At 72.2% G+C, this 25303-nt stretch carries 21 protein-coding genes and 1 riboswitch; of the genes, 12 read left to right on the top strand and 9 right to left on the bottom strand.

What is annotated here, in order from left to right:
* Window positions 1-16 precede the first annotated feature (16 nt).
* From ACFYMU_RS23035 to ACFYMU_RS23020, 4 genes are all read right to left on the bottom strand, one after another.
* Complete coding sequence (locus ACFYMU_RS23035) at window positions 17-706, bottom strand: response regulator (RefSeq protein WP_388376143.1); 690 nt, start codon at window positions 704-706, stop codon at window positions 17-19.
* Window positions 703-2442, bottom strand: a complete 1740-nt coding sequence (locus ACFYMU_RS23030) for an ATP-binding protein (RefSeq protein WP_388376141.1) — start codon at window positions 2440-2442, stop codon at window positions 703-705. Before ACFYMU_RS23030 ends, ACFYMU_RS23035 begins: the two co-directional genes overlap by 4 nt.
* 267 nt (window positions 2443-2709) lie before the next feature.
* Window positions 2710-3660, bottom strand: a complete 951-nt coding sequence (locus ACFYMU_RS23025) for a sucrase ferredoxin (protein WP_388376139.1) — start codon at window positions 3658-3660, stop codon at window positions 2710-2712.
* Window positions 3661-3795: 135 nt separating this feature from the next.
* Entirely contained in the window at window positions 3796-5055 is a 1260-nt protein-coding gene (locus ACFYMU_RS23020) for a citrate synthase (RefSeq protein ID WP_388376136.1), read from the bottom strand.
* A 96-nt stretch (window positions 5056-5151) separates the two neighbouring features.
* Between ACFYMU_RS23020 and ACFYMU_RS23015 the strand changes: the two genes are divergently transcribed.
* Window positions 5152-6318, top strand: coding sequence for a citrate synthase (locus ACFYMU_RS23015; RefSeq protein ID WP_388376134.1), 1167 nt, complete (start codon window positions 5152-5154; stop codon window positions 6316-6318).
* A 363-nt stretch (window positions 6319-6681) separates the two neighbouring features.
* On the opposite strand, the gene ACFYMU_RS23010 is transcribed toward ACFYMU_RS23015, so the two are convergent.
* Together ACFYMU_RS23010 and ACFYMU_RS23005 are read right to left on the bottom strand one after the other, a co-directional pair.
* Window positions 6682-6918 carry a hypothetical protein gene (locus tag ACFYMU_RS23010; RefSeq protein ID WP_388376132.1) on the bottom strand — a complete coding sequence of 79 codons (237 nt, stop codon included), beginning with the start codon at window positions 6916-6918 and terminating at the stop codon, window positions 6682-6684.
* Window positions 6919-7060: 142 nt separating this feature from the next.
* Window positions 7061-7582, bottom strand: a complete 522-nt coding sequence (locus tag ACFYMU_RS23005) for a DUF6082 family protein (RefSeq protein ID WP_388376129.1) — start codon at window positions 7580-7582, stop codon at window positions 7061-7063.
* Window positions 7583-7950: 368 nt separating this feature from the next.
* On the opposite strand from ACFYMU_RS23005, the gene ACFYMU_RS23000 reads away from it, so the two are divergent.
* Window positions 7951-9240: a CobW family GTP-binding protein gene (locus ACFYMU_RS23000; protein WP_388376126.1), complete on the top strand. Its 1290-nt coding sequence runs from the start codon at window positions 7951-7953 to the stop codon at window positions 9238-9240.
* A gap of 1 nt (window position 9241) precedes the next feature.
* Here ACFYMU_RS23000 and ACFYMU_RS22995 read toward each other — a convergent pair whose 3' ends face one another.
* Complete coding sequence (locus ACFYMU_RS22995) at window positions 9242-11698, bottom strand: DNA topoisomerase (ATP-hydrolyzing) subunit A (protein ID WP_388376124.1); 2457 nt, start codon at window positions 11696-11698, stop codon at window positions 9242-9244.
* A 332-nt stretch (window positions 11699-12030) separates the two neighbouring features.
* Here ACFYMU_RS22995 and ACFYMU_RS22990 point away from each other — a divergent pair, with 332 nt between their 5' ends.
* From ACFYMU_RS22990 to ACFYMU_RS22975, 4 genes are all read left to right on the top strand, one after another.
* Complete coding sequence (locus tag ACFYMU_RS22990) at window positions 12031-13446, top strand: M16 family metallopeptidase (RefSeq protein ID WP_388376122.1); 1416 nt, start codon at window positions 12031-12033, stop codon at window positions 13444-13446.
* On the top strand, window positions 13443-14831 hold the full coding sequence (locus ACFYMU_RS22985) for a M16 family metallopeptidase (protein ID WP_388376120.1): 1389 nt from the start codon (window positions 13443-13445) through the stop codon (window positions 14829-14831). The genes ACFYMU_RS22990 and ACFYMU_RS22985 overlap by 4 nt, the downstream gene beginning before the upstream one ends.
* A 247-nt stretch (window positions 14832-15078) precedes the next feature.
* Window positions 15079-15225: riboswitch (cyclic di-AMP (ydaO/yuaA leader) on the top strand.
* A 12-nt stretch (window positions 15226-15237) separates the two neighbouring features.
* Complete coding sequence (locus ACFYMU_RS22980) at window positions 15238-15990, top strand: M23 family metallopeptidase (RefSeq protein ID WP_388376117.1); 753 nt, start codon at window positions 15238-15240, stop codon at window positions 15988-15990.
* A gap of 196 nt (window positions 15991-16186) precedes the next feature.
* Window positions 16187-16882, top strand: coding sequence for a GntR family transcriptional regulator (locus ACFYMU_RS22975; protein ID WP_388376115.1), 696 nt, complete (start codon window positions 16187-16189; stop codon window positions 16880-16882).
* A 245-nt stretch (window positions 16883-17127) separates the two neighbouring features.
* Here the strand turns inward: ACFYMU_RS22975 and ACFYMU_RS22970 are convergent, their stop codons facing one another.
* A complete protein-coding gene (locus tag ACFYMU_RS22970; protein WP_388376112.1) occupies window positions 17128-17409 on the bottom strand; it encodes an HPr family phosphocarrier protein in 282 nt (93 codons plus the stop codon).
* Window positions 17410-17595: 186 nt separating this feature from the next.
* Here ACFYMU_RS22970 and ACFYMU_RS22965 point away from each other — a divergent pair, with 186 nt between their 5' ends.
* From ACFYMU_RS22965 to ACFYMU_RS22950, 4 genes are all read left to right on the top strand, one after another.
* Complete coding sequence (locus ACFYMU_RS22965) at window positions 17596-20400, top strand: GNAT family N-acetyltransferase (RefSeq protein ID WP_388376109.1); 2805 nt, start codon at window positions 17596-17598, stop codon at window positions 20398-20400.
* 114 nt (window positions 20401-20514) lie between these two features.
* Window positions 20515-21102, top strand: a complete 588-nt coding sequence (locus tag ACFYMU_RS22960) for a DUF5998 family protein (RefSeq protein WP_388376106.1) — start codon at window positions 20515-20517, stop codon at window positions 21100-21102.
* A complete protein-coding gene (locus ACFYMU_RS22955; RefSeq protein ID WP_388376104.1) occupies window positions 21102-22292 on the top strand; it encodes an alkaline phosphatase family protein in 1191 nt (396 codons plus the stop codon). Before ACFYMU_RS22960 ends, ACFYMU_RS22955 begins: the two co-directional genes overlap by 1 nt.
* An 85-nt stretch (window positions 22293-22377) precedes the next feature.
* Window positions 22378-23028 (top strand): thymidine kinase, encoded by a 651-nt coding sequence (locus ACFYMU_RS22950; RefSeq protein ID WP_388376101.1) that lies wholly within the window; start codon window positions 22378-22380, stop codon window positions 23026-23028.
* A gap of 21 nt (window positions 23029-23049) precedes the next feature.
* Here ACFYMU_RS22950 and ACFYMU_RS22945 read toward each other — a convergent pair whose 3' ends face one another.
* Window positions 23050-23739, bottom strand: a complete 690-nt coding sequence (locus tag ACFYMU_RS22945) for a DUF2993 domain-containing protein (protein ID WP_388376099.1) — start codon at window positions 23737-23739, stop codon at window positions 23050-23052.
* A 188-nt stretch (window positions 23740-23927) separates the two neighbouring features.
* On the opposite strand from ACFYMU_RS22945, the gene ACFYMU_RS22940 reads away from it, so the two are divergent.
* Window positions 23928-24458, top strand: coding sequence for a TerD family protein (locus ACFYMU_RS22940; RefSeq protein ID WP_388376097.1), 531 nt, complete (start codon window positions 23928-23930; stop codon window positions 24456-24458).
* A gap of 331 nt (window positions 24459-24789) precedes the next feature.
* Window positions 24790-25251, top strand: coding sequence for a CBS domain-containing protein (locus ACFYMU_RS22935; RefSeq protein WP_388376095.1), 462 nt, complete (start codon window positions 24790-24792; stop codon window positions 25249-25251).
* The last annotated feature ends 52 nt before the right edge of the window (window positions 25252-25303 follow it).

Raw genomic sequence — 25303 nt, 5'->3', positions numbered from 1 at the left:
GCCCCGCCGGCCGCCCTCAGCGGCGGGCCGCCCGGACATAGCGATGCTCCGGGCGGCCCGCCTCGCCGTATCGAAGGGTCAGTGCGGCCCACCCCGTGCGCTCGAGGAGCTTCAGATACCGCTGGGCGGTCTGCCGGCTCAACCCGGTCCGCTCGGCGATCTCCTGGGCGGACAGCGGACCCTCCGCGGTCATCAGGGCACGGCGCACCAGGTCCGCGGTGGCGGGGGAGTGGCCCTTGGGGAGCCCCGGCGCCGCACCCGCCGACAGGGCGCCGAACATCCGGTCCACATCGGCCTGGTCGGCCTCACCTCCGCCGTCGAGGCTGCGGCGCAGATCGGCGTACGCCTCCAGCTTGGTGCGCAGGCCCGCGAAGGCGAACGGTTTGACCAGATACTGGAGCGCGCCGTGCCGCATCGCCGCCTGCACGGTCCGTACGTCGCGGGCCGCCGTCACCATGATCACGTCGGTCTCGTGACCGCGCTGCCGCATCTCCCGGACGACCGAGAGCCCCGTCCCGTCGGGCAGGTAGTGGTCCATCAGCACCAGATCGGGATGGGGCGGCAGCTCCATCCGGTGCAGCGCGTCGGCCGCGGTGTGCGCCTGCCCGACCACGTGGAAGCCGGGGACTTGGCCCACGTACGCCGCGTTGACGCGAGCGACCCGGGCGTCGTCGTCCACGACCAGCACCTCGATCGGGCGGTTCACCGGGATCCCTCCCGTGGGGCCGGGAAGGGTGCGTCCCGGGCCGGTGCCGAGGGTGCCGTCGGCCCCTCGCGGCCCGCGACGACGTCGTACGGGACGGGTGCGGCGACGGGCTCCGGCGTCGGCACGGGCTCCTCGAACGCCTCCGGCAGGACGACCGTGAACTCCGCGCCCCCGCCGTGTGCTTCGGTCACCCGAGCGCTGCCCCCTTGGCGTTCGGCGAGACGACGCACCAGTGACAGGCCGATCCCGCGCTGACCGTGAGCCGGCGGCCGCTTGGTCGACCATCCCTCGGTGAAGATCAACTCCCGTTGCTCGGCGGGGATCCCGGGCCCGGTGTCACGCACCCTGAGGACCGCGGTACGTCCCTCGGCGCGCAGTTCGACCTCCACGTACGCGTGCGGCGTGCCCGCGACGGCGTCGAGGGCGTTGTCGACGAGGTTGCCGACGATGGTGACCAGCCCCCTGGGGTCGATCAACCGGTCAGGAAGCAGGGTCCGGTCCGCCACCCACAGGGCCACGCCGCGCTCCGCCGCCACCGTGGCCTTGCCCACCAGGAGGGCGGCGAGCAGCGGGTCGTGGATTTTCTCGGTGACCTGTTCCGACGTGGCCCGGTGGTCGCCGACGACCTCGCCGACGAACTCCACCGCGTCGTCGTACATGTCCAGTTCGAGCAGACCCAGGAGGGTGTGCATCCGGTTGGCGTGCTCGTGGTCCTGGGCGCGCAGCGCGTCGATCAGACCGCGGGTGGAGTCCAGCTCGCGGCCGAGCTGCTCCAGTTCGGTGCGGTCCCGCAGGGTGGCGACGGCGCCGCCGTCGTCGGTGGGCATGCGGTTGGCGACGAGGACGCGGTGCCCGCGCACGGTGACCAGGTCGGTGCCGGTGACGCGTCCGGCCAGGACGTCGGTGGTGCGCCCCTCGCCCAGCGCCTCGTCGAGAGACCGGCCGACGGCCTCGTCGCCGATGCCCAGCAGACGCCGTGCCTCGTCGTTGAGGAGGCGGACCCGGCCGACGCGGTCCAGGGCGACGACGCCCTCCCTGATGCCGTGGAGCATCGCCTCGCGTTCGGCGAGCAGCGCCGAGATGTCGGAGAAGGCGAGGTCGCGGGTCTGCCGCTGCACCCGGCGCGAGATCACGTAGGCGGCGAGCGCGCCCACGGCCAGGGCAGCGCCCGCGTACGCGAGCAGCCCCGGGATGGCGTGGACGAGGCGGGCCCGCACGCTGTCGTACTCGATGCCCACGGAGACCGCGCCGATGATCCTGTCGTGCGCGTCCCGCAGCGGCACCTTGCCGCGGGCCGAGCGTCCCAGGGTGCCGCTGTCGATCTCCATGACCTCCTTGCCGGCCAGCGCCTGGCTGGGGTCGGTCGACACGACCTCGCCGATCCGCCCGGGATCCCGGTGCGACCAGCGCACCCCCTGCATGTTCATCACCACGACGTACTCGGCCCCGCTGGCCTTGCGGATGCGCTCCGCCTCCCGCTGCACGGGCCCGCCGGGCGACGGCCGCGACGACTGCAGGTCCCTGGCGATCTGCGGCTGGGCCGCCGTGGCCTGCGCGATCGCGAGGGCCCGGCGCATCGCCTGGTCGTCCAGCTGGTGGCTGAGCGGGGCCAGGAACAGCCCCGTGGCGAGCACGGCGACGCCCGCGGCCATCGCCACCTGCATCAGCAGGACCTGCGAGAACATCCGCCGCGGCAGACCGAGGCGCAAGCGTCGTCCAGGAGGTGATGGGCTCATGCGTATGACGGTACGGGCCGGGCGTGCGGTGCCGCAGGGGGTGTGCGTGGATCTCGTGCGGGGCGTCGGCGACGCAACCGCCTGTGCGGTGTTCGCACGGATCGCCTGTGTGGCGTTCGTGCCGGATCGCTTGTGTGGCGTTCGTGCCGGATCGTTTGTGCGGCGTTCGTGCGGATCGCTTGTGCGGCGTGCGCGCTGGTTCGGCTCGGCGCCGCTCGGCCGGCGGCCGGCTGCCGCGTCCGTGACCCGCCGCTCGGTCCAGGCGCCTCAGCGGGGCCCGGGTCCCGCTGCCTCCGCCGTGGGCATCTCCCGCACCGACACGACGTCCATCCGAGCCGGTGAGCCCAGCGCCGAGCCGCAGCTCTCCGGGCGGGCGGGCAGCGAGGCGCCCCGCGCCACGACGACGCGCCACACCCGGCCGTCGGCGTGGGCGACCGTGACCTCCCAGCGCGGTGCCGCGCCCCGGATGCGGACGACCGTCAGCGCGTCGGCGGAGTACTCGTGGACCGATGCGCGCACCGCGAGCTCCGCGGCCTGTGCGGGCCGCTCCCAGGCGGAGCGGCCGCGGCAGCCCTCGGTCACGACCCGGCCTTCACGCACGCCTTGGAGGACCTCCTTGACGTGCGGGGCCTGGGCCCGCCCGTACGCGTAGCCGAACGGCAGGACGAGCAGGGTGGGCGCGAAGCGGTGGCCGCCCAGGTGCGTGACCTCCCACACTCCGTCCACCCCGGAGGACGACAGCTCGGCGGCGAGCGGGCGGCCCAGGAGGGCGCAGCAGCGGTCCCGCTTGCCGTTGGTGCAGACGAACGCCAGCGGGTCGCCCGTGTGGGGCTGCCCCTGGAGTGTGCTGTCGAAGGTTCGGGGGTCGCCCGTGCCGAGACTCGCGAAGTCCAGGTCGAGCAACCGTTCCGGCTCGGCGGTCGTGGCGGAGTGCAGCCACACGGTGCCCGGGACGGTGTGCGCCGCGTACACCTGCCGCGCGGCGGGTGCGCCGCAGTCGGCGTGCCGACCGGGGCGGCGGATGAGCGCGATCCGGACCCCGGTGCCGCTCGCGGCCGCTTCCAGGGCACGCCCCAGCGCCGGATCCAGGTGGCTCGATGTGAGCGCCTCGGCACCCCAAGGGCCGGGCTGTTCCAGGAGCAGCCACGTCCTCGCGGTCGCCGCGGTCCCGATGAGGGGCTCGTCGAGGTCCCGGGACGCGGTCGTACAGATACTCACAGAGGTGAGCCTAACCTGACTTCACCGCCGTCGACTTCCGGCCGTAGGAGGGGGCGTATTCGGGGCGCGTCCGGCGTGCGGCGGCAGCGCGAAGATGTGCGACGGGGGGCCGGTGAGGGGCGGGGCGCGCCCGGCTCACTCGGGGAGCGGCTGCGGCGGACGCGCGCCCACGTAGTGCCCGCTCGGACGCATGCGCAGCGGACGTTCCTCGTACTCCTCCAGGGTGTGGGCGATCCAGCCCGCCGTGCGCGCGACGGCGAAGACGGCCTCGCCCGCCGTGGCGGCCATGCCGGAGGCGACCGTGAGAACGGCGAGGGCGAGGTCGACGTTGGCATGGAGAGGGGCGTGGCGGGCCGTCGTGGCCACGATGTCCCGGGCCGCCGCCAGCGCAGGCGCCGCGGTCGGTACGTCGTCCAGGAGCGCGAAGAGCGCACGCGCGCGAGGGTCCTCCCCGGGGTACAGCCGGTGCCCGAGTCCGGGGACGCGCCGTCCGGCACGCAGTTCGTCGGCGACCACGGGCGCGGCGGTGCCCCGGTCCAGGACCTCGAGCAGCATCCGGTGCGCCAGGCCGCCGGCCGCGCCGTGCAGGGGCCCCTCCAGGACGCCGAGTCCCGCCGAGACGGCGGCGTACGCGTGCGCGCGGGCGGAGGCGGCGACGCGGACCGCGAGGGTCGAGGCGGCCAGATCGTGGTCGACGAGCAGTCCGAGCGCCGTGTCCAGCACGCGAAGTGACGCCTCGTCCGGGGTCCGTCCGGTGAGCCGTCCCCACAGGCGCCGGGCCAGCGGGCCCGTGTCCCGGTGGTCGTGCCGCAGCGGCGGGAGAGCGGCGACGAGGGTGGGAATGAGGGTACGGGCGGTGCCCAGGACCGCGTCCGGCGACAGGTCGAAGCGGAGCGGGTCCGCGGCGGCCGCCGCGATGGCGGCCACGCGCAGCCGGTCGGTGGGGCCGCTGTGCTCGGGCAGCGCGTCCACCGCGCTGCGGGCGACGGCGACGGACGAGTCCGGGGCGGTGAACGTGATTCCCGGCCGCAGGCTCCCGGTCCACAGCCACTCGGCGATCTCCTCGTAGGAGTGGCGTGCGGCCAGTTCCGTCGCGTCGACGCCGCGGAAGTAGTAGCGGTCCTTCTCGATCAGGGTGATGCCCGTGCGGACCGAGAGCTCGCCGCCGGCCGGCGAAGTCCCGCTCGGCCCGCGTCTGTTGCGCCGGGCGAGCGCGGCCACCTCCTCGGCGTCGAAGGTGCTGCCGCGCCCGCCGGGCTCGCGGCGGCTGCTGAGCTGGCCGCGGCTCACGTACGCGTAGACGGTCTCGGCCTTCACGCCGAGCAGCTCGGCCGCCTCCCTCGTGCTGAGCCGAGCCTCGCCGTGACGACCGTGAGCCGCGTGGTGATCCCTCATGTCCGTCACCGTATCCATGGACTAAACATTGATTCAATCAATATTGACACCCAATAAGTCAAGCATGGACAGTCGAATCAATTCAAGGGAGGAAGCATGCCGAACAACAGGGCCGCGTCCAGCTCTGTCCATGTGCCGCGGGGACTCGCGGGCGTCGTCGTCACCGACACCGCGCTGGGGGACGTCAGGGGACTGGAGGGCTTCTACCACTACCGCCAGTACTCGGCGGTCGAGCTCGCGCGGACCCGCGGCTTCGAGGACGTCTGGCATCTCATGGTCCACGGTGTCCTGCCGGACGCCGCGCAGCGGTCCGCCTTCGCCGCGCGGACCGCGGAACTGCGCCGCCTGCCCGGCGACGTACGGGCCGCGCTTCCCGCGGTGGCGGCGGCCTCGGGCCGCTCCGGCCCGCTGTCGGGCCTGCGCACGGCGCTCTCCCTGCTCGGTGCCTCCCTGGGATTCCGGCCGGTGTACGACATCGGCACCGACCGGCGCCGTGAGGACGCGATCGCCGCCGCCGCGGCCGTCCCGACCCTGCTGACCGCCCTGTACCGGCTGGCCCGGGGGCAGGAGCCGGTCGAGCCGCGGGAGGACCTGCCGCACGCCGCGAACTATCTGTACATGCTGACGGGCTCGGAGCCGGACACCGCACGTGCCCGGGCGGTCGAGCAGTACTTGATCGCAACCATTGACCATGGATTCAATGCATCAACGTTCACGGCCCGGGTGATCGCGTCCACGGGAGCGGACGTCGCGGCGGCTCTGGTCGGCGCGGTCGGTGCCCTCTCCGGCCCGCTCCACGGGGGAGCACCGAGCCGCGCCCTGGACGCCCTCGATGCGATCGGCACGCCCGACCGCATCGACGCCTGGATCCGTGAACGTGTCCTGGCGGGCGACCGCATCATGGGTTTCGGCCACCCCGTCTACCGCACGGAGGACCCGCGCTCGCGCATGCTGCGCGACATCGCGAAGCAGTTCGGCGGTCCGCTGGTGGACTTCGCCGTCGAGGTCGAGCACCGCGTGGAGGCCGTCCTGGCCGAGCTGAAGCCCGGCCGGGAACTCCACACCAACGTGGAGTTCTACGCGGGTGTGGTCATGGAACTGTGCGGTCTGCCCCGCGAGATGTTCACCCCGACCTTCGCGACGGCCCGCGTGGTCGGCTGGAGCGCCAACATCCTGGAGCAGGCGGAGGACTCGAAGATCATCCGTCCGGCGGCGCGCTACGTGGGGCCGGTCCCACCGGTGGCGGTACCGGCCGTCGCCTGAAGAACGCGCGCTCCGCGGAGAGCGGTCCGGACGACTCACGACCCTTCGTCGGCCCCGGGGGCAGCCATGCTCCTGGGAGAAGGCGGCGCTCGGCGCGGCGGCCCGGCCGGCCCGGTTCTGCGCCGACCCCGTGCGACGGGCGGCAGGGGCGGCGAGAAGTGTCTGCCACCGCCTCCGGCGGACTGGGCGGAGGCGGCGGTCGGGTGTCGTGCGCGAGGCCCGGAGCCGATCTGGCGCCGGGCCTGACGACGTGTACCGCCGAACAGGGACCGGGTGTTGTACTGCTCGGAGGGATCGGGCCCCTGGGCGCGCAGATGGCGTGCAGCGGGGCGGGGGTACGCGTGGAGCGGACGGGGTGGAGGCTCAGGCGTCCGGGATCTCGGCCTTGGCGCGGACCAAGGTCTCCCGGCTGATGATCACAATGCGTTCGTGGTCGGCCCGTGCGGCGTCGGCGGGCAGTTCGCTGTCGAGCGTCGCGGTGGCTTCGGTCCCGATGACGGCGAAGTTGCCGTCGCTGAGTTCGAAGATGTCGGGGCAGGTCTCGCCTGTCACGCTGCCGCGTTCACGGGGAGATGCACCGATCCGGCGCACAATCTTCAAAGGTGATCCCGGTCCTCAGAGCAGTAGGTGGTGATTGCGGGGTCAGGTTAGTCTTTTGATGCCAGGGGTGCGGTCAGACCCCACTAGCCCAAGTGGACTCACTCTGCCCGTGGTTGGTCCCCGAACGGGCTGCTCCCCCCGGCTACTCTTCCAGCGGCCGGCCCACCACCCACCACTCGTCCGTGTCGGCGTCGTCGAGATCGCGCACGATGCGGTCCATCATTCGGCCCACGTGCGCCTCCGTGGAGGCCCGGGCGAGGCTCTCCCGGTGATGGCGTGTGGCCTCCCAGTACTCGCGGACGGCGCGGCTCTGGCAGAGGACGCGAAGGTGCCCGTGCAGTTCCTGCCAGTCGATGTATCCGGCGAGGTAGCTCTGGAGGGCATGGGTGTACAGCGCGTTGGCGAAGAGGTACTGCCGGCGCAGCCGGGGCTGGTCCGCCGCGGGCCGGCTGGTGAGGTCGACGGTGCTCATCACGGCCGCCAGCTCGGGGTCATCGATGGCCTTGCTCAGCAGATGGAAGTGCATCCGCTGCTGCTCGATCCGCAACCGCAGTTCGATGCTCCTGTGCTGCTGCCGGGCGAGGACCGCGAGAGCCCCCGCAGCGAGCACGAGGCCCGTCGCGGCGGAGCCCAGCCCCCGCAGCCCCAATTTCTGTGTGGCCATGTCAACCCCCGAATCAGGCGACCCTCCGCCGGTCGTCGGGCGCGGGTCGACTGGAGGGACCGGCGAGCGATGGGCGGCGCGCTTGCCGCCTCCCAGGGTGCCGAGCGGCTCTGATCGACGGGGAGGCGGAGAGGAGGCGCACAGAAGGAAGTGCGGGTCGCGTTCCCCGGCGCCATGCCAAACGTGTGCCCCGCGAGCGCCGCTAACAATCGTTCACTTCGCGGGGTTTCCACCCACTCGTATCCTGGATCGGCATTCAATACTCGGACGAGAGCCGCCCCGTTCCGGTGAGATCCGGTCCGTGCGCCGTTCTCGTACGACCGCCGGTCCGCGATCCGGCGCACGCATGGTGGGAGAAGGGGCGCACGTTGAGCCAGTCGTCGGGTCCGCAGCAGATCCCGGTCGTCGTACTCGCCGGATTCCTGGGCTCGGGCAAGACCACCCTGCTCAACCACATCCTCCACCACAGCCGAGGCAGCCGCGTCGGGGCCATCGTCAACGACTTCGGGGACATCGAGATCGACGCGATGGCCGTCGCCGGGGCGCTCGGCGACTCCACCGTCTCGCTCGGCAACGGATGTCTGTGCTGCGCCGTCGACGCCAGCGAACTCGACGGCTATCTCGACCGCCTCGCCGACCCCGCCGTCGGCATCGACGTCATCGTCATCGAGGCCAGCGGGCTCGCCGAACCCCAGGAGCTCGTCCGCATGGTGCTCGCGAGCGAGCAGCCGCGCGTGCACTACGGAGGGCTCGTGGAGGTCGTCGACGCCGTCGAGTTCGACGCGACCCGGGCGAGGCATCCCGAACTGGACCGCCATCTCGCCCTCGCCGACCTCGTGGTCGTCAACAAGACCGACCGGGCCGACGACAGCGAGCGGATCGTGCGGCTGGTCCGGTCGCTCGCCGACGGCGCCGCCGTCGTCCCGGCCGCCCACGGGCGGATCGACCCCGAGTTCCTCTTCGACTGCAGGCCGGCCACGGAACGGATCGGGCAGCTGTCCTTCGACGACCTGCGGCACGAGGAGCACGATCCCGGCGAACACGAGCCTCATGACCACGTGTCCTGCGACCACGCGTCCCGCGACCACATGTCCTGCGACCACGTGTCCTGCGACCACGCGTCCCGCGACCACATGTCCTGCGACCACGTGTCCTGCGGCGACGCGTCCCGCGACCACGCGTCGTGCGACCACGTGTCCCGCGACGACGCGCCCCGGGACGACACGTCCCGCGCGCACGGACACGACAGCGCGTCTCGCAGCCATCTGCACGCCGGGTACGACAGCCTCTCCTTCCGCTCCGCCCTGCCCATGAACCCCCGACGGCTGATGCGCTTCCTCGACGACAGGCCGCGGGGCCTCTACCGGATCAAGGGATACGTCGACTTCGGTGCCGCCGATGCGCGCAACCGCTACGCGGTTCACGCCGTGGGGCGGTTCCTGCGATTCCACCCCGAGCCGTGGACGGCCGATGACGAGCGGCTCACCCGGCTCGTCCTCATCGGAGCGGGCATCGACGCCGACTCCCTCCACAAGGAACTGGAGGGGTGCACGGACGACGCCCCGCACGCCGACGAGCACGGCATGTGGGGCGTCCTTCGCTACGTGCGGGACAAGGAGGCCGAGACCACCGCCGGCCCCGGCGGCCTCCAGGACTGACCTACACCGGTCCCCCCACGGCCGCCACCGTCTTCGGCAGCGACACGCCGGAGCCGTCCCGGCGCGGGTCGATCTCCGGCAGCTCGGCCGGCATGCCGTTCTTCTGCGCGGCCCGCGCCGGAGCGGCGCCCGCCCAGGCCACCGACAGGCAGTCCTCGCCCTTCAGGAACCGCTGGCAGCGCACCCCGCCCGTGGCGCGGCCCTTGCGCGGGAACTGGTCGAACGGCGTCAGCTTGGCCGTCGTCTGGACCGAGTCGTCCAGCGTGCCGCGCGAACCGGCGACCGTGAAGACCACCGCGTCGACCGCCGGATCCACCGCCGTGAACGAGATCACCTTGGCGCCTTCCGAGAGCTTGATGCCCGCCATGCCGCCCGCGGGACGGCCCTGCGGGCGCACGTGGGAGGCCGGATAGCGCAGCAGTTGCGCATCGTCCGTGACGAAGACCAGGTCCTCCTCGCCCGTGCGCAGCTCGACCGCGCCGACGATCCGGTCGCCCTCCTTGAGGGTGATGACCTCCAGCTCCTCCTTGTTGCCCGGGTAGTCGGGGACCACCCGCTTGACGATGCCCTGCTCCGTGCCGAGCGCGAGGCCCGGCGAGGACTCGTCCAGCGTGCTCAGGCACACCACCGTCTCGCCCGCCTCCAGGGAGACGAACTCCGAGACCGGCGCGCCCCCCGACAGACTCGGCCGCGCCGCCGTGTCCGGCAGCTGCGGGAGGTCGATCACGTTCAGCCGCAGCAGCCGTCCGGCGGACGTCACCACGCCCACCTCACCCCGTGCGGTGGCCGGGACGGCGGAGACGATCAGGTCGTGCTTGGTGCGCCTGCCGTCGGTGTCCTCCGCGAACGGGTCGCCGTTGGTCGTGCGTGCCAGCAGGCCGGTCGACGACATCAGCACCCGGCACGGTGCGTCCTCGACCTGGAGGGGGACCCCCTGGGCCGGGGCGCCGGAGGACTCCAGCAGCAGCGTGCGCCGGTCGGTGCCGAACTTCTTCGCCACCGCGGCGAGTTCGGCGGAGACCAGCTTGCGCAGCTCCGCGTCCGACTCCAGGATCCGGGTCAGCTCCTCGATCTCGGCGGTGAGCCGGTCCCTCTCCGCCTCCAGTTCGATGCGGTCGAACTTGGTGAGGCGGCGCAGCGGCGTGTCGAGGATGTACTGCGTCTGGACCTCGCTCAGCGAGAAGCGGCGCATCAGGCGCTCCTTGGCCTGCGCCGAGTTCTCGCTGGAGCGGATCAGGCGGATGACCTCGTCGATGTCCACCAGCGCCGTCAGCAGGCCCTCGACCAGGTGGAGCCGGTCGCGCTTCTTGCCGCGGCGGAATTCCGAGCGGCGCCGTACGACGTCGAAGCGGTGGTCGAGGTAGACCTCGAGCAGCTCCTTCAGGCCCAGGGTGAGCGGCTGGCCGTCGACGAGCGCCACGTTGTTGATGCCGAAGGACTCCTCCATCGGCGTCAGCTTGTAGAGCTGCTCCAGGACCGCCTCGGGCACGAAGCCGTTCTTGATCTCGATGACCAGACGCAGGCCGTGCTCACGGTCGGTGAGGTCCTTGACGTCGGCGATGCCCTGCAGCCTCTTCGACCCGACCAGGTCCTTGATCTTGGAGATCACCTTCTCGGGGCCGACGCTGAAGGGCAGCTCCGTGACGACCAGGCCCTTGCGGCGCGCCGTCACGTCCTCCACGGTGACGGTGGCGCGGATCCGGAAGGTGCCGCGGCCCGTCTCGTACGCGTCGCGGATGCCGGACAGGCCGACGATGCGGCCGCCGGTGGGCAGGTCGGGGCCGGGGACGTGCTTCATCAGGGTGTCCAGGTCCGCGGCCGGGTACCTGATCAGATGGCGGGCGGCCGTGATCACCTCGCGCAGGTTGTGCGGCGGCATGTTCGTGGCCATGCCGACCGCGATGCCCGACGCGCCGTTCACCAGCAGGTTCGGGAAGGCGGCCGGAAGGGCCTCGGGCTCCCGCTCCTGGCCGTCGTAGTTGGGCGCGAAGTCGACGGTGTCCTCGTCGATCGACTCGGTCATCAGGCTCGCCGCCTCGGCCATGCGGCACTCGGTGTACCGCATGGCGGCGGGCGGGTCGTCGTTGCCCAGCGAGCCGAAGTTGCCATGGCCGTCGACCAGCGGGACGCGCATGGAGAAGGGCTGGGCCATCCGTACCAGGGCGTCGTAGATGGACGCGTCGCCGTGCGGGTGCAGCTTGCCCATGACCTCGCCGACGACGCGGGCGCACTTCACGTAACCGCGGTCGGGGCGCAGACCCATCTCGTTCATCTGGTAGACGATGCGCCGGTGCACCGGCTTGAGGCCGTCGCGGGCGTCCGGCAGGGCCCTGGAGTAGATGACCGAGTACGCGTACTCGAGGTAGGAGCCCTTCATCTCGTCGACGACGTCGATGTCGAGGATCTTCTCCTCGTACGAGTCGCCGGGCGGCTGGGTCCTCGTGCTGCGGCGGGCCATTGCTGCCGGCTCCTTCACGGTCTGCGCGGGGCATGAACGGAATCTGACGCGGACCATTGTGGACCGCCGCACCGACATCCCGTGACCGGCTCCCTCGGGAGCCCAGGGCGGGAGGGCTCCGCACGGCGCCTCCGGCCGCTCGGGACGAGCCCCGCTCCCGCCTCCGCGTCAACCGCGTGCTCGTCCTCGTCCTCCACCCCCCGTAATCCTGGTCTCGCTCTCGGCGTACGGGGCACGGGAACTTGGCCACCCGCGCGCACGCTTGCATACAGTGACAGGACCGGCAGGAAACCGCGGTTTCCCCGACAGTTTCCGCGATCGAAGGGACGTACATGCCCATGGGTCACACGGCCACAGCCGAGGCAGGCTCCGGCGGCCTGACAGCGACCGAGCACCGCCTGTCCAACGGCCTGCGCGTGGTGCTCTCCGAGGACCACCTGACCCCGGTCGCGGCGGTGTGCCTCTGGTACGACGTCGGCTCCCGCCACGAGGTCCGGGGCCGCACCGGCCTCGCCCACCTCTTCGAGCACCTGATGTTCCAGGGTTCGGGCCAGGTCAAGGGCAACGGCCACTTCGAGCTGGTGCAGGGCGCGGGCGGCTCGCTGAACGGCACGACGAGCTTCGAGCGCACCAACTACTTCGAGACCATGCCGACCCACCAGCTCGAGCTCGCCCTCTGGCTGGAGGCCGACCGCATGGGCTCGCTGCTGGCCGCCCTCGACGACGAGTCCATGGAGAACCAGCGGGACGTCGTGAAGAACGAGCGCCGCCAGCGCTACGACAACGTCCCGTACGGCACCGCCTTCGAGAAGCTGACCGCGCTCGCCTACCCGGAGGGCCACCCCTACCACCACACGCCGATCGGGTCGATGACGGACCTGGACGCGGCCACCCTGGAGGACGCGCGGGAGTTCTTCCGCACCTACTACGCGCCCAACAACGCCGTCCTGTCCGTCGTCGGCGACATCGACCCGCAGCAGACCCTCGCCTGGGTCGAGAAGTACTTCGGGTCCATCCCCTCGCACGACGGCAAGCCCGCGCCGCGCGACGGCTCGCTGCCCGACGTCATCGGCGCGCAGCTGCGCGAGGTCGTCGAGGAGGAGGTCCCGGCGCGCGCCCTGATGGCCGCCTACCGGCTGCCGAACGACGGCACGCGCGCGTGCGACGCGGCCGACCTCGCGCTCACCGTCCTCGGCGGCGGCGAGTCATCCCGTCTGTACAACCGGCTCGTACGGCGGGACCGCACCGCCGTCGCCGCAGGGTTCGGCCTGCTGCGGCTGGCCGGGGCGCCGTCCCTGGGCTGGCTCGACGTGAAGACCTCCGGCGACGTCGAGGTACCCGTCATCGAGGCGGCCATCGACGAGGAGCTCGCCCGGTTCGCCGAGGAGGGCCCCACGACCGAGGAGATGGAGCGCGCCCAGGCCCAGTTGGAGCGCGAGTGGCTGGACCGGCTCGGCACGGTCGCGGGCCGCGCCGACGAACTGTGCCGCTACGCCGTCCTCTTCGGCGACCCCCAGCTCGCCCTGACCGCCGTCCAGCGCGTGCTCGACGTCACCGCGGAGGAGGTGCAGGCGGTCGCCCAGGCCCGGCTGCGCCCCGACAACCGCGCGGTGCTCGTGTACGAGCCGGTCGCGGCCGAGGCCGAGGAGACGGCTGAAGGCACCACCGCCGAAGGCACCGCTGAAGGCACCACCGCCGAAGGCACCGCCGGCGAAGGCAACCGCAATGACGAGGAGTCGGCGAAGTGAGCGAGCTCGCGACCATGGACTTCCACCCGCAGCCCCAGCCCGGCGAGGCCAGGCCGTGGGCGTTCCCGGCCCCCGAGCGTGGCACGCTCGACAACGGCATGACCGTGCTGCGCTGTCACCGCCCGGGCCAGCAGGTCGTGGCCGTCGAGGTGCTCCTCGACGCGCCCCTGGACGCCGAGCCGGCCGGCCTCGACGGCGTCGCCACGATCATGGCGCGCGCCTTCTCCGAGGGCACCGACAAGCACTCCGCCGAGGAGTTCGCCGCCGAGTTGGAGCGCTGCGGCGCCACGCTCGACGCGCACGCCGACCACCCCGGCGTCCGCCTCTCCCTGGAAGTGCCCGTGTCCCGCCTCCCGAAGGCGCTCGGGCTGCTCGCCGACGCCCTGAGGTCGCCGGCGTTCGCGGACAGCGAGGTCGAGCGCCTGGTGCGCAACCGCCTCGACGAGATCCCGCACGAGACCGCCAACCCGGCCCGGCGCGCCGCCAAGGAGCTGTCCAGGCAGTTGTTCCCCGCCTCCTCGCGCATGTCGCGCCCGCGCCAGGGCACCGAGGAGACGGTCGAGCGCATCGACTCCGCGGCCGTCCGCGCCTTCTACGAGCGGTATGTGCGGCCCGCGACGGCCACCGCCGTCGTGGTCGGCGACCTCACCGGGGTCGACCTGGACGCACTGCTGGGCGAGACCCTCGGCGCCTGGACGGGGGCGCCCGCCAAGCCGCGCGCCGTGCCGCCGGTGACCGCCGACGACACCGGCCGGGTGATCATCGTGGATCGCCCCGGTGCCGTCCAGACGCAGCTGCTCATCGGGCGTGTCGGTGCCGACCGCCACGACCGGGTGTGGCCCGCGCAGGTGCTCGGCACCTACTGCCTCGGCGGCACCCTCACCTCCCGCCTGGACCGCGTCCTGCGCGAGGAGAAGGGCTACACCTACGGCGTGCGGGCGTTCGGCCAGGTACTGCGCTCCGCGCCCGACGGGACCGGTGCGGCGATGCTCGCCATCAGCGGCTCCGTCGACACGCCCAACACCGGCCCGGCGCTCGACGACCTGTGGAAGGTGCTGCGCACCCTGGCGGCCGAGGGGCTGACGGACGCCGAGCGCGATGTCGCCGTGCAGAACCTGGTGGGGGTGGCGCCGCTCAAGTTCGAGACCGCGGCGGCCGTCGCGAGCACGCTCGCCGACCAGGTCGAGCAGCACCTTCCGGACGACTACCAGGCGACGCTGTATCAGACGCTCGCCGCCACGGGCACGGTGGAGGCCACGGCCGCGGTCGTGAACGCGTTCCCGGTGGACCGTCTGGTGACCGTCCTGGTCGGCGACGCGGCGAAGATCGCGGAGCCGGTCGAGGCGCTCGGCATCGGCGAAGTGAGCGTCGTCCCGGCCGAGTAGGAGGGCGGGTACGCGCGCGTGGAACCGTGGAGGACACGCGCGCACGGCGACGGCGTCCCGAGGGGCCCCGGTGACTGTTCGGTCACCGGGGCCCCTGTCGTCGGTGTTTTGTCCGCATTGCCACGGAGGTTGCCCTTCTGCCCTGTGGGATGCGCTACAAATCCCGGGCTCGGTTTGTCGATCGGGAAAGGCCGCGCTTAGCGTCGGTCCGGCTGTCCGTCAGGCAGTAGGCCGCGTCCGCGGCACCGGACAGTCATCGCCGAGTCCCCGTACGGCGCGAGCCAGGGGAGCCGGGGACCCACCGCAGTCCCTGGGGTGAATCGGGCGCCGCCCGTAGGAGACCTTCCTGCTCCGAACCCGTCAGCTAACCCGGTAGGCGAGAGGGAAGGAAAGGACCAGTCACTTCATGGCGTTCACCTGCGCCGGCGGGAAGCACCGCCGTCCGAGCCGCGTGAAGCGCACGACCACGAACGCCGTGGGTGTCGCGGCGCTCACCACGACCGGTGTCATCGGCACCCTGTCCGCCCCCGCGTTCGCGGCCGGCGACCCCGTCGAGCAGACCGGACTGATGCGGGCCGTCTCGCTCGGCGACTCGGTCGCCGAGACGATCGACGCCCAGGCCGCGGCCCAGAAGCAGGCCGCCGAACAGAAGACGGCCGAGGAGACCGCGCGCAGGCGGGCCGCGGAGAAGGCCGCGAAGGAGCGTGCGGCGAAGGAGCGCGCCGCCCGCGAGGCTGAGCGCAGGCGCCTGAACGCGTACGTGGCGCCGATCCACGGCTCGTACGTCTCCACCGGCTACCGCACCGGCGGCTCCCTGTGGTCCTCCGGTACCCACACCGGCATCGACTTCCACGCCGCGACGGGCACGCCCGTGCACGCGGTCGGCGCCGGCACCGTCGTCGAGGCGGGCTGGGGCGGCGCGTACGGCAACCAGATCGTCATCAGGATGAACGACGGCACCTACACGCAGTACGGGCACCTGTCGTCCATCGGCGTCTCCGTGGGCCAGCGGGTCACCCCCGGCCGGCAGATAGCCCTCTCCGGGGCCACCGGCAACGTGACCGGGCCGCACCTGCACTTCGAGGCGCGTACGACCCCGGAGTACGGCTCGGACATCAACCCCGTCGCCTACCTCAGGGCCCACGGTGTGAACGTCTGACCGCGCGTCCCGATGGGGTGCGGGTGTCCGATGACCTCGGCCGACGGGCCGGGGTCATCGTCGTTTCGAAGGACTGCTGTCCAAAAAATATCCATGGATTCCGGTCCGCCGTCGGAAATTCCGGCCCGCTGCAATAGAGTCGGCTGAACACCCGCCGAGCGGCGGCGTTTCACGGGGATTAAGGCGGAGGTCGGACATGCGTATTCCGGCGCACTCGGTATGCACGGCGATCCGTGATGACATCGTCGCGGGTGTCTACGAGCGGGGCGCCCGGCTCACCGAGGAACTCCTCGCGCGTCGCTACGGCGTCTCGCGCGTCCCCGTGCGCGAGGCCCTGCGCACGCTGGAGGCCGAGGGCTTCGTCGTCACCCGCAGGCATGCCGGCGCGTGCGTGGCGGAACCCACCGAGCGGGAGGCCGCCGACCTCCTGGAGATGCGGATGCTGCTGGAGCCGCTCGGGGCCGCGCGGGCCGCGCAGCGGCGCACCGAGGCCCATCTGAAGGTGCTGCGGGGCCTGGTCCGGCTGGGGCAGGAGCGGGCCAGGAAGGGCAACAGCGACGATCTGCGCTCGCTGGGCGGCTGGTTCCACGAGACGCTCGCACAGGCATGCGGGAGCCCCGCGCTGACCTCGACGCTCGCCCAGCTGCGGCACAAGATCGCCTGGATGTACGCGGTGGAGGCGCCGGCCGACCCCGTGGAGTCCTGGGCCGAACACGGCGGCATCGTGGACGCCGTCGCGCGCGGGGACGGCGAGCGGGCGCGGACCCTCACGGCGCTGCACACCGAGCGCGCGACCGCCGCGCACCGCCTCCGCTTCCCCGGCGCGGGAGACCGGACGGACCGTGTGAGGACTTCGCAACAAGCCGTAAACATCTCGGGGCCTCGGTATTAACACGAGCACCGTATACAAAGAGGGATATTCGACGGGGGCTATTCGGGCTGCCCGTTTTTCGCATGGCCGTGGAAATAGCCGCGTGGGTGATTCGTGTGCGCCTCGGGGATTTTCTGCGCACCCCGCGGAATGCGCGCGCGGTGGTGCCGAACGGGCACGTCCCCCGGCCGAGAGACACGAATGCGGCGGAGCCGCGTCCGCCGTGAAAGCCGACGAGGCTCCGCCGCACCGCGGGGAGGGAAGGGTCAGACGGTCTCGGGAAGCTCCTCGAGCCCCTCGGCCACCAGCTTGGCCAGGCGGTCGAGCGCGGCGTCCGCCCCCTCCGCCTCGGAGGCGAGCACGATCTCCTCGCCGCCCTGGGCGCCCAGACCGAGAACCGCCAGCATGGATGCGGCGTTGACGGGGTTGCCGCCGGCCTTGGCGATCGTCATGGGGACTCCGGAGGCCGTGGCCGCCCGGACGAAGATGGAGGCGGGGCGGGCGTGGAGGCCCTCGGCCCAGCCGACGTTGACGCGGCGCTCAGCCATGTGATGCTGCCCTTCAGGTGTCAATCTTGTCTAGACCAGTTTCCCATACGGTGAGGCGCGCCCGGAAGGGATGCCGGTCGTGTCCCGGGGGCCCGGACGGTTCCCGGACGGTTCCCGGACGGTTCCCAAACGGTTCCCCCGGACCGCCCCGCGCCGGCGCCGGACGCGAGCCTTACCCTGGGGCCCATGCAGATCGCGTCGGACCGGCACGAGTATCCCGCCCACTGGGAGGCCGACGTGGTGCTGCGCGACGGCGGCACCGCGCGCATCAGGCCCATCACCGCCGACGACGCCGAGCGCCTCGTCAGCTTCTACGAGCAGGTCTCGGACGAGTCGAAGTACTACCGCTTCTTCGCGCCGTACCCTCGCCTGTCCGCCAAGGACGTCCACCGCTTCACCCACCACGACTTCGTGGACAGGGTGGGACTCGCCGCCACGGTGGCCGGCGAGTTCATCGCCACCGTGCGCTACGACCGCATCGGCGCCGACGGCCGGCCCGCCGCGGGGCCGACCGACGAGGCCGAGGTCGCCTTCCTGGTCCAGGACGCCCACCAGGGGCGCGGGGTCGCGTCGGCCCTCCTCGAGCACATCGCCGCGGTGGCCCGGGAGCGCGGCATCCGCCGGTTCACCGCCGAGGTGCTGCCCGCCAACACCAAGATGATCAAGGTGTTCACGGACGCCGGGTACCGGCAGAAGCGCAGCTTCGAGGACGGCGTCGTCCGGCTGGAGTTCGACCTGGAGCCCACCGACCGGTCGCTCGCCGTGCAGCGCGCGCGGGAGCAGCGGGCCGAGGCGCGGTCGGTCAAGCGGCTGCTCGCGCCCGGCTCGGTCGCGGTCATCGGCACGGGCCGCGCGCCCGGGGGAGTGGGCCGCAGCGTGCTCGACCACCTCCGGGACGCCGGCTTCACCGGCCGCCTGTACGCGGTGAACAGGGCGTTCCCCGACGGGCAGCAGGAACTCGACGGGGTCCCGGCCCACCGCTCCGTCCGCGAGATCGCCGAGCCGGTCGACCTCGCCGTCGTCGCCGTGCCCGCGGAGCGTGTTCCCGAGGTCGTCACCGAGTGCGGCGAGCACGGGGTGCAGGGGCTCGTGGTGGTCTCCGCGGGATACGCCGAGAGCGGCCAGGAGGGACGGCGGCGGCAGCGGGAACTGGTGCGCCGGGCCCGGTCGTACGGCATGCGGATCATCGGGCCGAACGCCTTCGGGATCATCAACACCTCACCCTCGGTCCGGCTCAACGCGTCCCTGGCGCCCGAGATGCCGCGCCCGGGGCGCATCGGACTCTTCGCCCAGTCCGGTGCCATCGGGATCGCGCTGCTGTCGCGGCTTCAGCGGCGCGGGGGAGGCGTCACCGGGGTCACGGGCGTGTCGACCTTCGTCTCCTCCGGGAACCGGGCGGACGTGTCGGGCAACGACGTCCTGCAGTACTGGTACGACGACCCGGACACCGATGTCGCCCTGATGTACCTGGAGTCCATCGGCAACCCGCGCAAGTTCACCCGCCTCGCCCGCCGGACGGCCCTGGCCAAACCCCTGGTCGTCGTGCAGGGAGCGCGGCACGGGGGCGCGCCGCAGGGGCATGCCGTACGGGCCACACGGCTGCCGCACGCCACGGTGTCCGCCCTGCTGCGGCAGGCCGGCGTGCTCCGGGTGGACACGATCACCGAGCTGGTGGACACGGGGCTGCTGCTGGCCCGCCAGCCGCTGCCGGCCGGGCCGCGGGTGGCCATCCTCGGGAACTCCGAGTCGCTGGGGCTGCTGACGTACGACGCGTGCCTGACCGAGGGGCTGCGGCCGTCGCGGCCGCTCGACCTGACGACGGCGGCCTCCGCCGAGGACTTCCACCGGGCGCTGTCGGCGGCGCTGGCCGACGACTCGTGCGATGCCGTCGTGGTGACGGCGATACCGGCGGTCGGCGAGAACCACACCCAGGACGCGGCGCTGGCGGAGGCGCTCCGGTCGGCCGCGGCGGCGGCCCCGGCCAAGCCGGTCCTCGTGGCGCACGTCGAGATGGGCGGGATCGCGGGGGCGCTGTCCAGGGCGGCCGGCACGTCGCCGCAGGCCCAGCGGAGCGACCTGGCACGGCCCGTGGAGCGGCCGGTCACCCCGGTGGCGGCACCGCCCGGGGCCCGACTCATCCCCGCCTATCCCGCCGCCGAACGCGCCGTCAGGGCCCTCGCGGAGGCCGTCGAGTACGCCCAGTGGCGGCGCGAGGCCGCCGAGCCGGGCAAGGTGCCCGAGTACGACGACATCGACGAGAAGGGCGCCGCCGACCTGATCGGCTGGCTGCTCGCGCGGGACGAGGGACCGGCCCTCGGCACGGACGAGACCTGCGACCTGCTCGCGCGCTACGGCATCCACGTGCGCAAGGCGCTGCCGGCACCCACGCCGGAGGCCGCCGTCGGGGCCGCCCGGGCGATCGGCTACCCGGTGGCCCTGAAGGCGACCGCTCCCCACCTGCGCCACCGCGCCGACCTGGGCGGGGTGCGGCTGGATCTGGCCGACGAGGAACAACTGAGGCGGGCGTACGCCGAGTTGACCGAGCTGTTCGGGCCGCCCGAGGAGACCCGGCCGGTCGTGCAGGTCATGGCGCCCCGCGGTGTCGACACCCTCATCCAGGCCGTCATCGACCCGGCGGCCGGCGCCGTGCTGTCGTTCGGGCTGGCCGGGGCCGCCTCCCAGCTGCTCGGCGACATGGCGCACCGGTTGATCCCGGTCACGGACCGTGACGCCGCCTCCCTGGTGCGGTCGATCCGGACGGCCCCCCTCCTGTTCGGCTGGCGCGGCTCCGACCCCGTCGACACACCCGCCCTCGAAGAGCTGATGCTGCGCGTGTCCCGGCTGGTCGACGACCACCCGGAGGTCGTCGCGGTCACCCTGGAGCCCGTCGTCGTCGCCCCGCACGGCCTGAGCGTCCTCGACGCCACCGTGCGGCTCGGGCCTCCGCCCGCCCGGGACGACCTCGGCCCGAGGACGCTCCCGGTGTACTGACGGACCGATTCCCCGGCGGCCGGCCCGCGGCCCCGTGCATCGCCTCGCCGCTCGAACGGACCGGACGCCGACGACGTCCCGGAGCGGCCGTACCCACGGACTAGGATGGACGTCATGGCCAAGACCAGTACGACGACCCAGGGGCTGCGCGCGGCGATCGAGCGCAGCGGCTACTACCCGGCCCTCGTGGCCGAGGCGGTGGAAGCCGCCGTGGGCGGCGAGCCCATCCGGTCGTATCTGGTCCACCAGGAGACGACCTTCGACGCGAACGAGGTGCGCCGGCATGTGACCGTGCTGGTTCTCACCGGCACCCGCTTCATCGTCAGCCACACCGACGAGCAGGCCGCGGACGACACCTCCCCGACCCCCTACGCGACGACGTCGACCGAATCCGTGAAGCTCGGACGGATCTCGTCGGTCGTCGTCAGCCGCGTCGTCGCCCACCCGGAGTCGTACACGCCGGGCACGCTGCCCCGTGAGGTCGTCCTGACCATCGGCTGGGGCGCCGTCTCCCGCATCGACCTGGAGCCCGCCGCCTGCGGCGACCCCAACTGCGAGGCGGACCACGGCTACACGGGCAGTTCGACGGCCGACGATCTCAGCCTCCGCGTCAGCGAGGCCGGCGACGGTCCGGAGACGGTGCGCCAGGCGCTCGCCTTCGCACAGTCCCTCTCCGAGGCGACCGCGGACCTCACCCGCTGATGGCACTGCCCACCTGGGACCAGCACCCGGAGCCGCTCGCCGTCGGCTCCGCACCCGTCCCCGAGTACGGCACCGGCTCGCTCGCCGACCTGCTGCCCACCCTCGCCGCGGGCATGGAGGTACCGGGCCGGACGGCCGGCATACGGGAACTCGCCGCCGCCGACCGGGCCTGTGTCTTCCTGATCGACGGGCTCGGCTGGCTGCAGCTGAACGCACACCCCGACGACGCGCCCTTCCTGGCCTCGCTCCTGCCGTCCTCCCGCGGCGGCACCGGCCGCCCGATCACCGCGGGCTACCCGGCGACCACAGCGACCTCGCTCGCCTGCGTCGGCACCGGTCTGCCGCCCGGGGCGCACGGCCTGCCCGGCTACACCGTGCGCAACCCGGAGACCGGCGAGCTGATGAACCAGCTCCGCTGGCAGCCGTGGACCTCCCCGCGGGCGTGGCAGCCGTACCCGACGGTCTTCCAGCTCGCCGACGCGGCCGGCGTCCACACGGCACAGGTGTCCTCCCCGGCCTTCGAGAACACCCCGCTGACCAAGGTCGCGCTGAGCGGCGGAACGTTCCACGGGCGGCTGACCGGCGAGGACCGTATGGACCTGGCGGCCGAGCAACTGGCCGCGGGCGACCGCTCGCTCGTCTACACGTACTACTCCGAGCTCGACGGTGCCGGCCACCGTTTCGGCATCGACTCGGACGCCTGGCACGGCCAGCTCATGTACGTCGACCGGCTCGTGCAGCGCCTCGCCGAGCAGCTGCCGCCGCGCACCGCCCTGTACGTGACCGCCGACCACGGGATGATCGACGTTCCGTTCGACGAACGGCACCGCATCGACTTCGACCAGGACTGGGAGCTGCGCGCCGGAGTGGCCCTGCTGGGCGGCGAGGGCCGCGCCCGGCACGTCTACGCCCTCCCGGGCGCCGAGAACGACGTTCTGACCTGCTGGCGGGAGGTCCTCGGCGAGCAGTTCTGGGTGGCCTCGCGGGACGAGGCGATCGCGGCGGGCTGGTTCGGTCCGCACGTCGACGAACGGGTCTACGCACGCATCGGGGACGTGGTCGCGGCGGCCCGTGACGACGTGCTGATCATCGCGTCCGAGCGGGAACCGAAGGAGTCGGCGATGGTCGGCAACCACGGGTCTCTGACGCCCGCGGAACAGCTGGTGCCGCTGCTGGAAGTCCGCACCTGAGCACGGCGCGCGTCCCGTGGCCCAGTAGGCTCACGACGACCCCGCACGCTCCCTGACCCCCGCTCCGAAAGGTCTTCAACTCCTCATGCCCGAGCTGGTGTTCTTCTCAGGGACGATGGACTGCGGGAAGTCGACCCTGGCGCTGCAGATCGAGCACAATCGGACGGCGCGTGGTCTGCAGGGGCTGATCTTCACGCGTGACGATCGTGCGGGTGAGGGCAAGCTGTCGTCGCGTCTGGGGCTGGTGACCGATGCGGTGGAGGCCGGGCCGGGGCTGGATCTGTACGGGTATGTGGTCGAGCAGTTGTCCCGGGGTGGCCGGGTCGATTACGTGATCGTGGACGAGGCGCAGTTCCTGCTTGCCGGGCAGATCGACCAACTGGCCCGGATCGTGGACGACTTGGAGCTGGACGTCTTCGCGTTCGGTATCACCACCGATTTCCGGACGAGGCTGTTCCCCGGCTCGCAGCGTCTGATCGAGCTTGCCGATCGTCTGGAGACGTTGCAGGTGGAGGCGATGTGCTGGTGCGGCGCCCGGGCGACGCACAATGCGCGCACGGTGGGTGGGGAGATGGTGGTCGAGGGGGAGCAGGTGGTCGTGGGCGATGTGGACCGGTCGGCGGCCGAGGTGGGGTACGAGGTGCTCTGCCGGCGTCATCACCGCAGGCGGATGACGAGCGCCGCGGCCCGGGCGGCGGCACTGTCCCCGGACGTGCTGCCGGTCACCGCGACGTGACGCCTGGGCGGCGGGACGGGCTCATCTCGTGAAGCGCGACGCGCCGAGGTTGACCTGGTGGCCGACCATGCCGATCTCGACGCCTTCGGAGGTGGCACGTGCCGACGTGAAGCCGACGCCTTCCGGGAGCCCGACCCGCCACACGACCGATGCCCGTTCGGCACCGGGTATGTTCAGGGAGACTTCCGTGCCCTGGGCCAGGAGTGTGCCCGTGCTGGTCAGGACGGTTCCGTCGGCCGTGCCGGTGACCTTGACGCGTGCCGCCTGACCGGCCGACCCCGGGGCCTGTGACACCTTGACCGACCCCCCTTTGCCGGCCAACCGCGTCACCACACCGGACAGTTCCTCGTACGACAGGGTCAGCGTGCCGGTCGCGAGGTTCGCCTCCGCGTGGCGTGCCGTCAGTGATGTCACCGTCACACCGCGCAGGTCGAGACGGAGTTGCCTGATGTGCAGGTAGCTCCCTGGGGTGTTGGTCGTGGTGTCGACGAGGAACTGCCGCGCCGTCAGCTCGACGTGGCCGAAGTCCTGGGCGAACGCCTGGGTCAGGAAGGGGAAGCCTTCGATCGACACGTCCAGCCGGCCATCGGTGGTGTTGCCGTAGCCGTACTTCTCCTTGACGAGCTGAGCGGCCTCGTCGTTCGCGTAGTGCACGCAGACGCGGTCGGCAACCGTGAAGAGTACGGCCGGCACCACAACCGTGATCGCCAAGATCCTGACCCAGCGACGTTTCATACCGATCCCCCTGCGGTGTCCCGTGGTGACTTCCGTGCCCCGCCTGTGATCAGCGGCACGCCGATCGATCATGCACCAGCGGCTGCCGGGGCAACAGCCCCGCCGAGAACGCATACTCGACCATGTAAGTAGGTCTCGCGGTGGTCCTGGGAGGGAGCGGCAGGGTGAGTGGTGGGGGCCAGGGGCTGGGCAAGGTCGAGGTGCGGCTGCGGTGGGATCCGAGTCCGTACGGGGAGCCGCCCCGGCACCTCGACATCATCGCGGCGACGTACCCGGCGGACGATCCCTACGGCTGGCCGGCGTATGTCGTGCACTACGACAGCCGGTCACCGGACGGCACCATCAACATGATCCGGCACAGTCAGACCGGCATGGGCTTGGGGTTCGTCGAGGTGATGGTGCTGGAGTTCGAGCGGCTGTCGTCCGTCTACGGGCGGGTGGTGGTCGGGGTGGCCATCCACCAGGACGGCGGCCCCCGCACCTTCGGTGACATCGCCCACGCGGGGGTGGTCGTCAACGAGGGATACAGGCAGTTGCTGGCGGACGACTTCACCCAGGTCGCCGACGCCACAGCCGCCACGGTCGCCGAGTTCACCAGGAACGAGACCGGAGCGTGGGACATGCACGAGATGATCCGGGGCTTCGACAGCGACCCCGTGCCCTTCACCGCCGAGATGGGCCGCATCCCGCAGTGATCACGGCCGGTGCCGCGTCCGGTCGTTGGGCGCGTCCGTCAGTGGTCAGTCCGTTTCACCGGCGTGCAGACCGTCTCACATCGGGTCCCCGATGCGGTGGACGGCTGCTGCGTCGGCACGGTCGGTCACGGACGACGTGGGTGAGGCCCGGTGACGTTCCCGCCGCCGGAGTCGCCGCCGGAGTCGCCGCCGGAGTCCGCCGACGCGGTCATCCGGCACGGCGATTGCCGTATCGTCCCTGCCTCGGGCCGTCTCCGCGCGGCAGCCGGTCCGAGTGGCGACCGCGTGACGCCATCTTCCAACGGCAGACGGAACGAATCGGGAGCCGACCGTGCGGGCACGAGACCTGGCAGAGGAGTGCGAGACCGTCGGCGTCGACACCGACGCCCTGGCGGCGGCACGGCTGATGGCCCGACACAAGGCGCCCGCCTTGCTCGTCGTCGACGAGGGAGGCGCGCCGAAGGCGATCCTGCCCGCCTCCCAGATGATCAAGATCCTGGTGCCGGCGTACGTCATCGACGATCCGACGCTGGCCGCGGTGATCGACGAGCGCCATGCCGACCGGCTCTGCCAGGCGCTCCAGGGCCGCACGGTGCGTGACTGCCTGTCGAAGAGTGTGCCGGCGCCGCCCGTGGCCGAGTGCGACGCGACCGCGCTGGAGGTCGCGGCGCTGATGGCGCAGGCGCGCAGTCCGCTGGTGGCGGTGGTGGAGGAGGACGAGGCCGGCGTGCGGCTGCTCGGCGTGATCACGGCCGCTCACTTGCTGGAGCGACTGCTGCTCGCCGCCTCGTGAGGGTTGTTTCGGAGGTGCCCGCATTGCCGGATCGCCGCAATGCGGAGCACTG

Source organism: Streptomyces sp. NPDC007264 (assembly GCF_042869095.1).
Lineage (GTDB): Bacteria > Actinomycetota > Actinomycetes > Streptomycetales > Streptomycetaceae > Streptomyces.
This window is presented reverse-complemented; position numbering and strand designations above follow the sequence as displayed.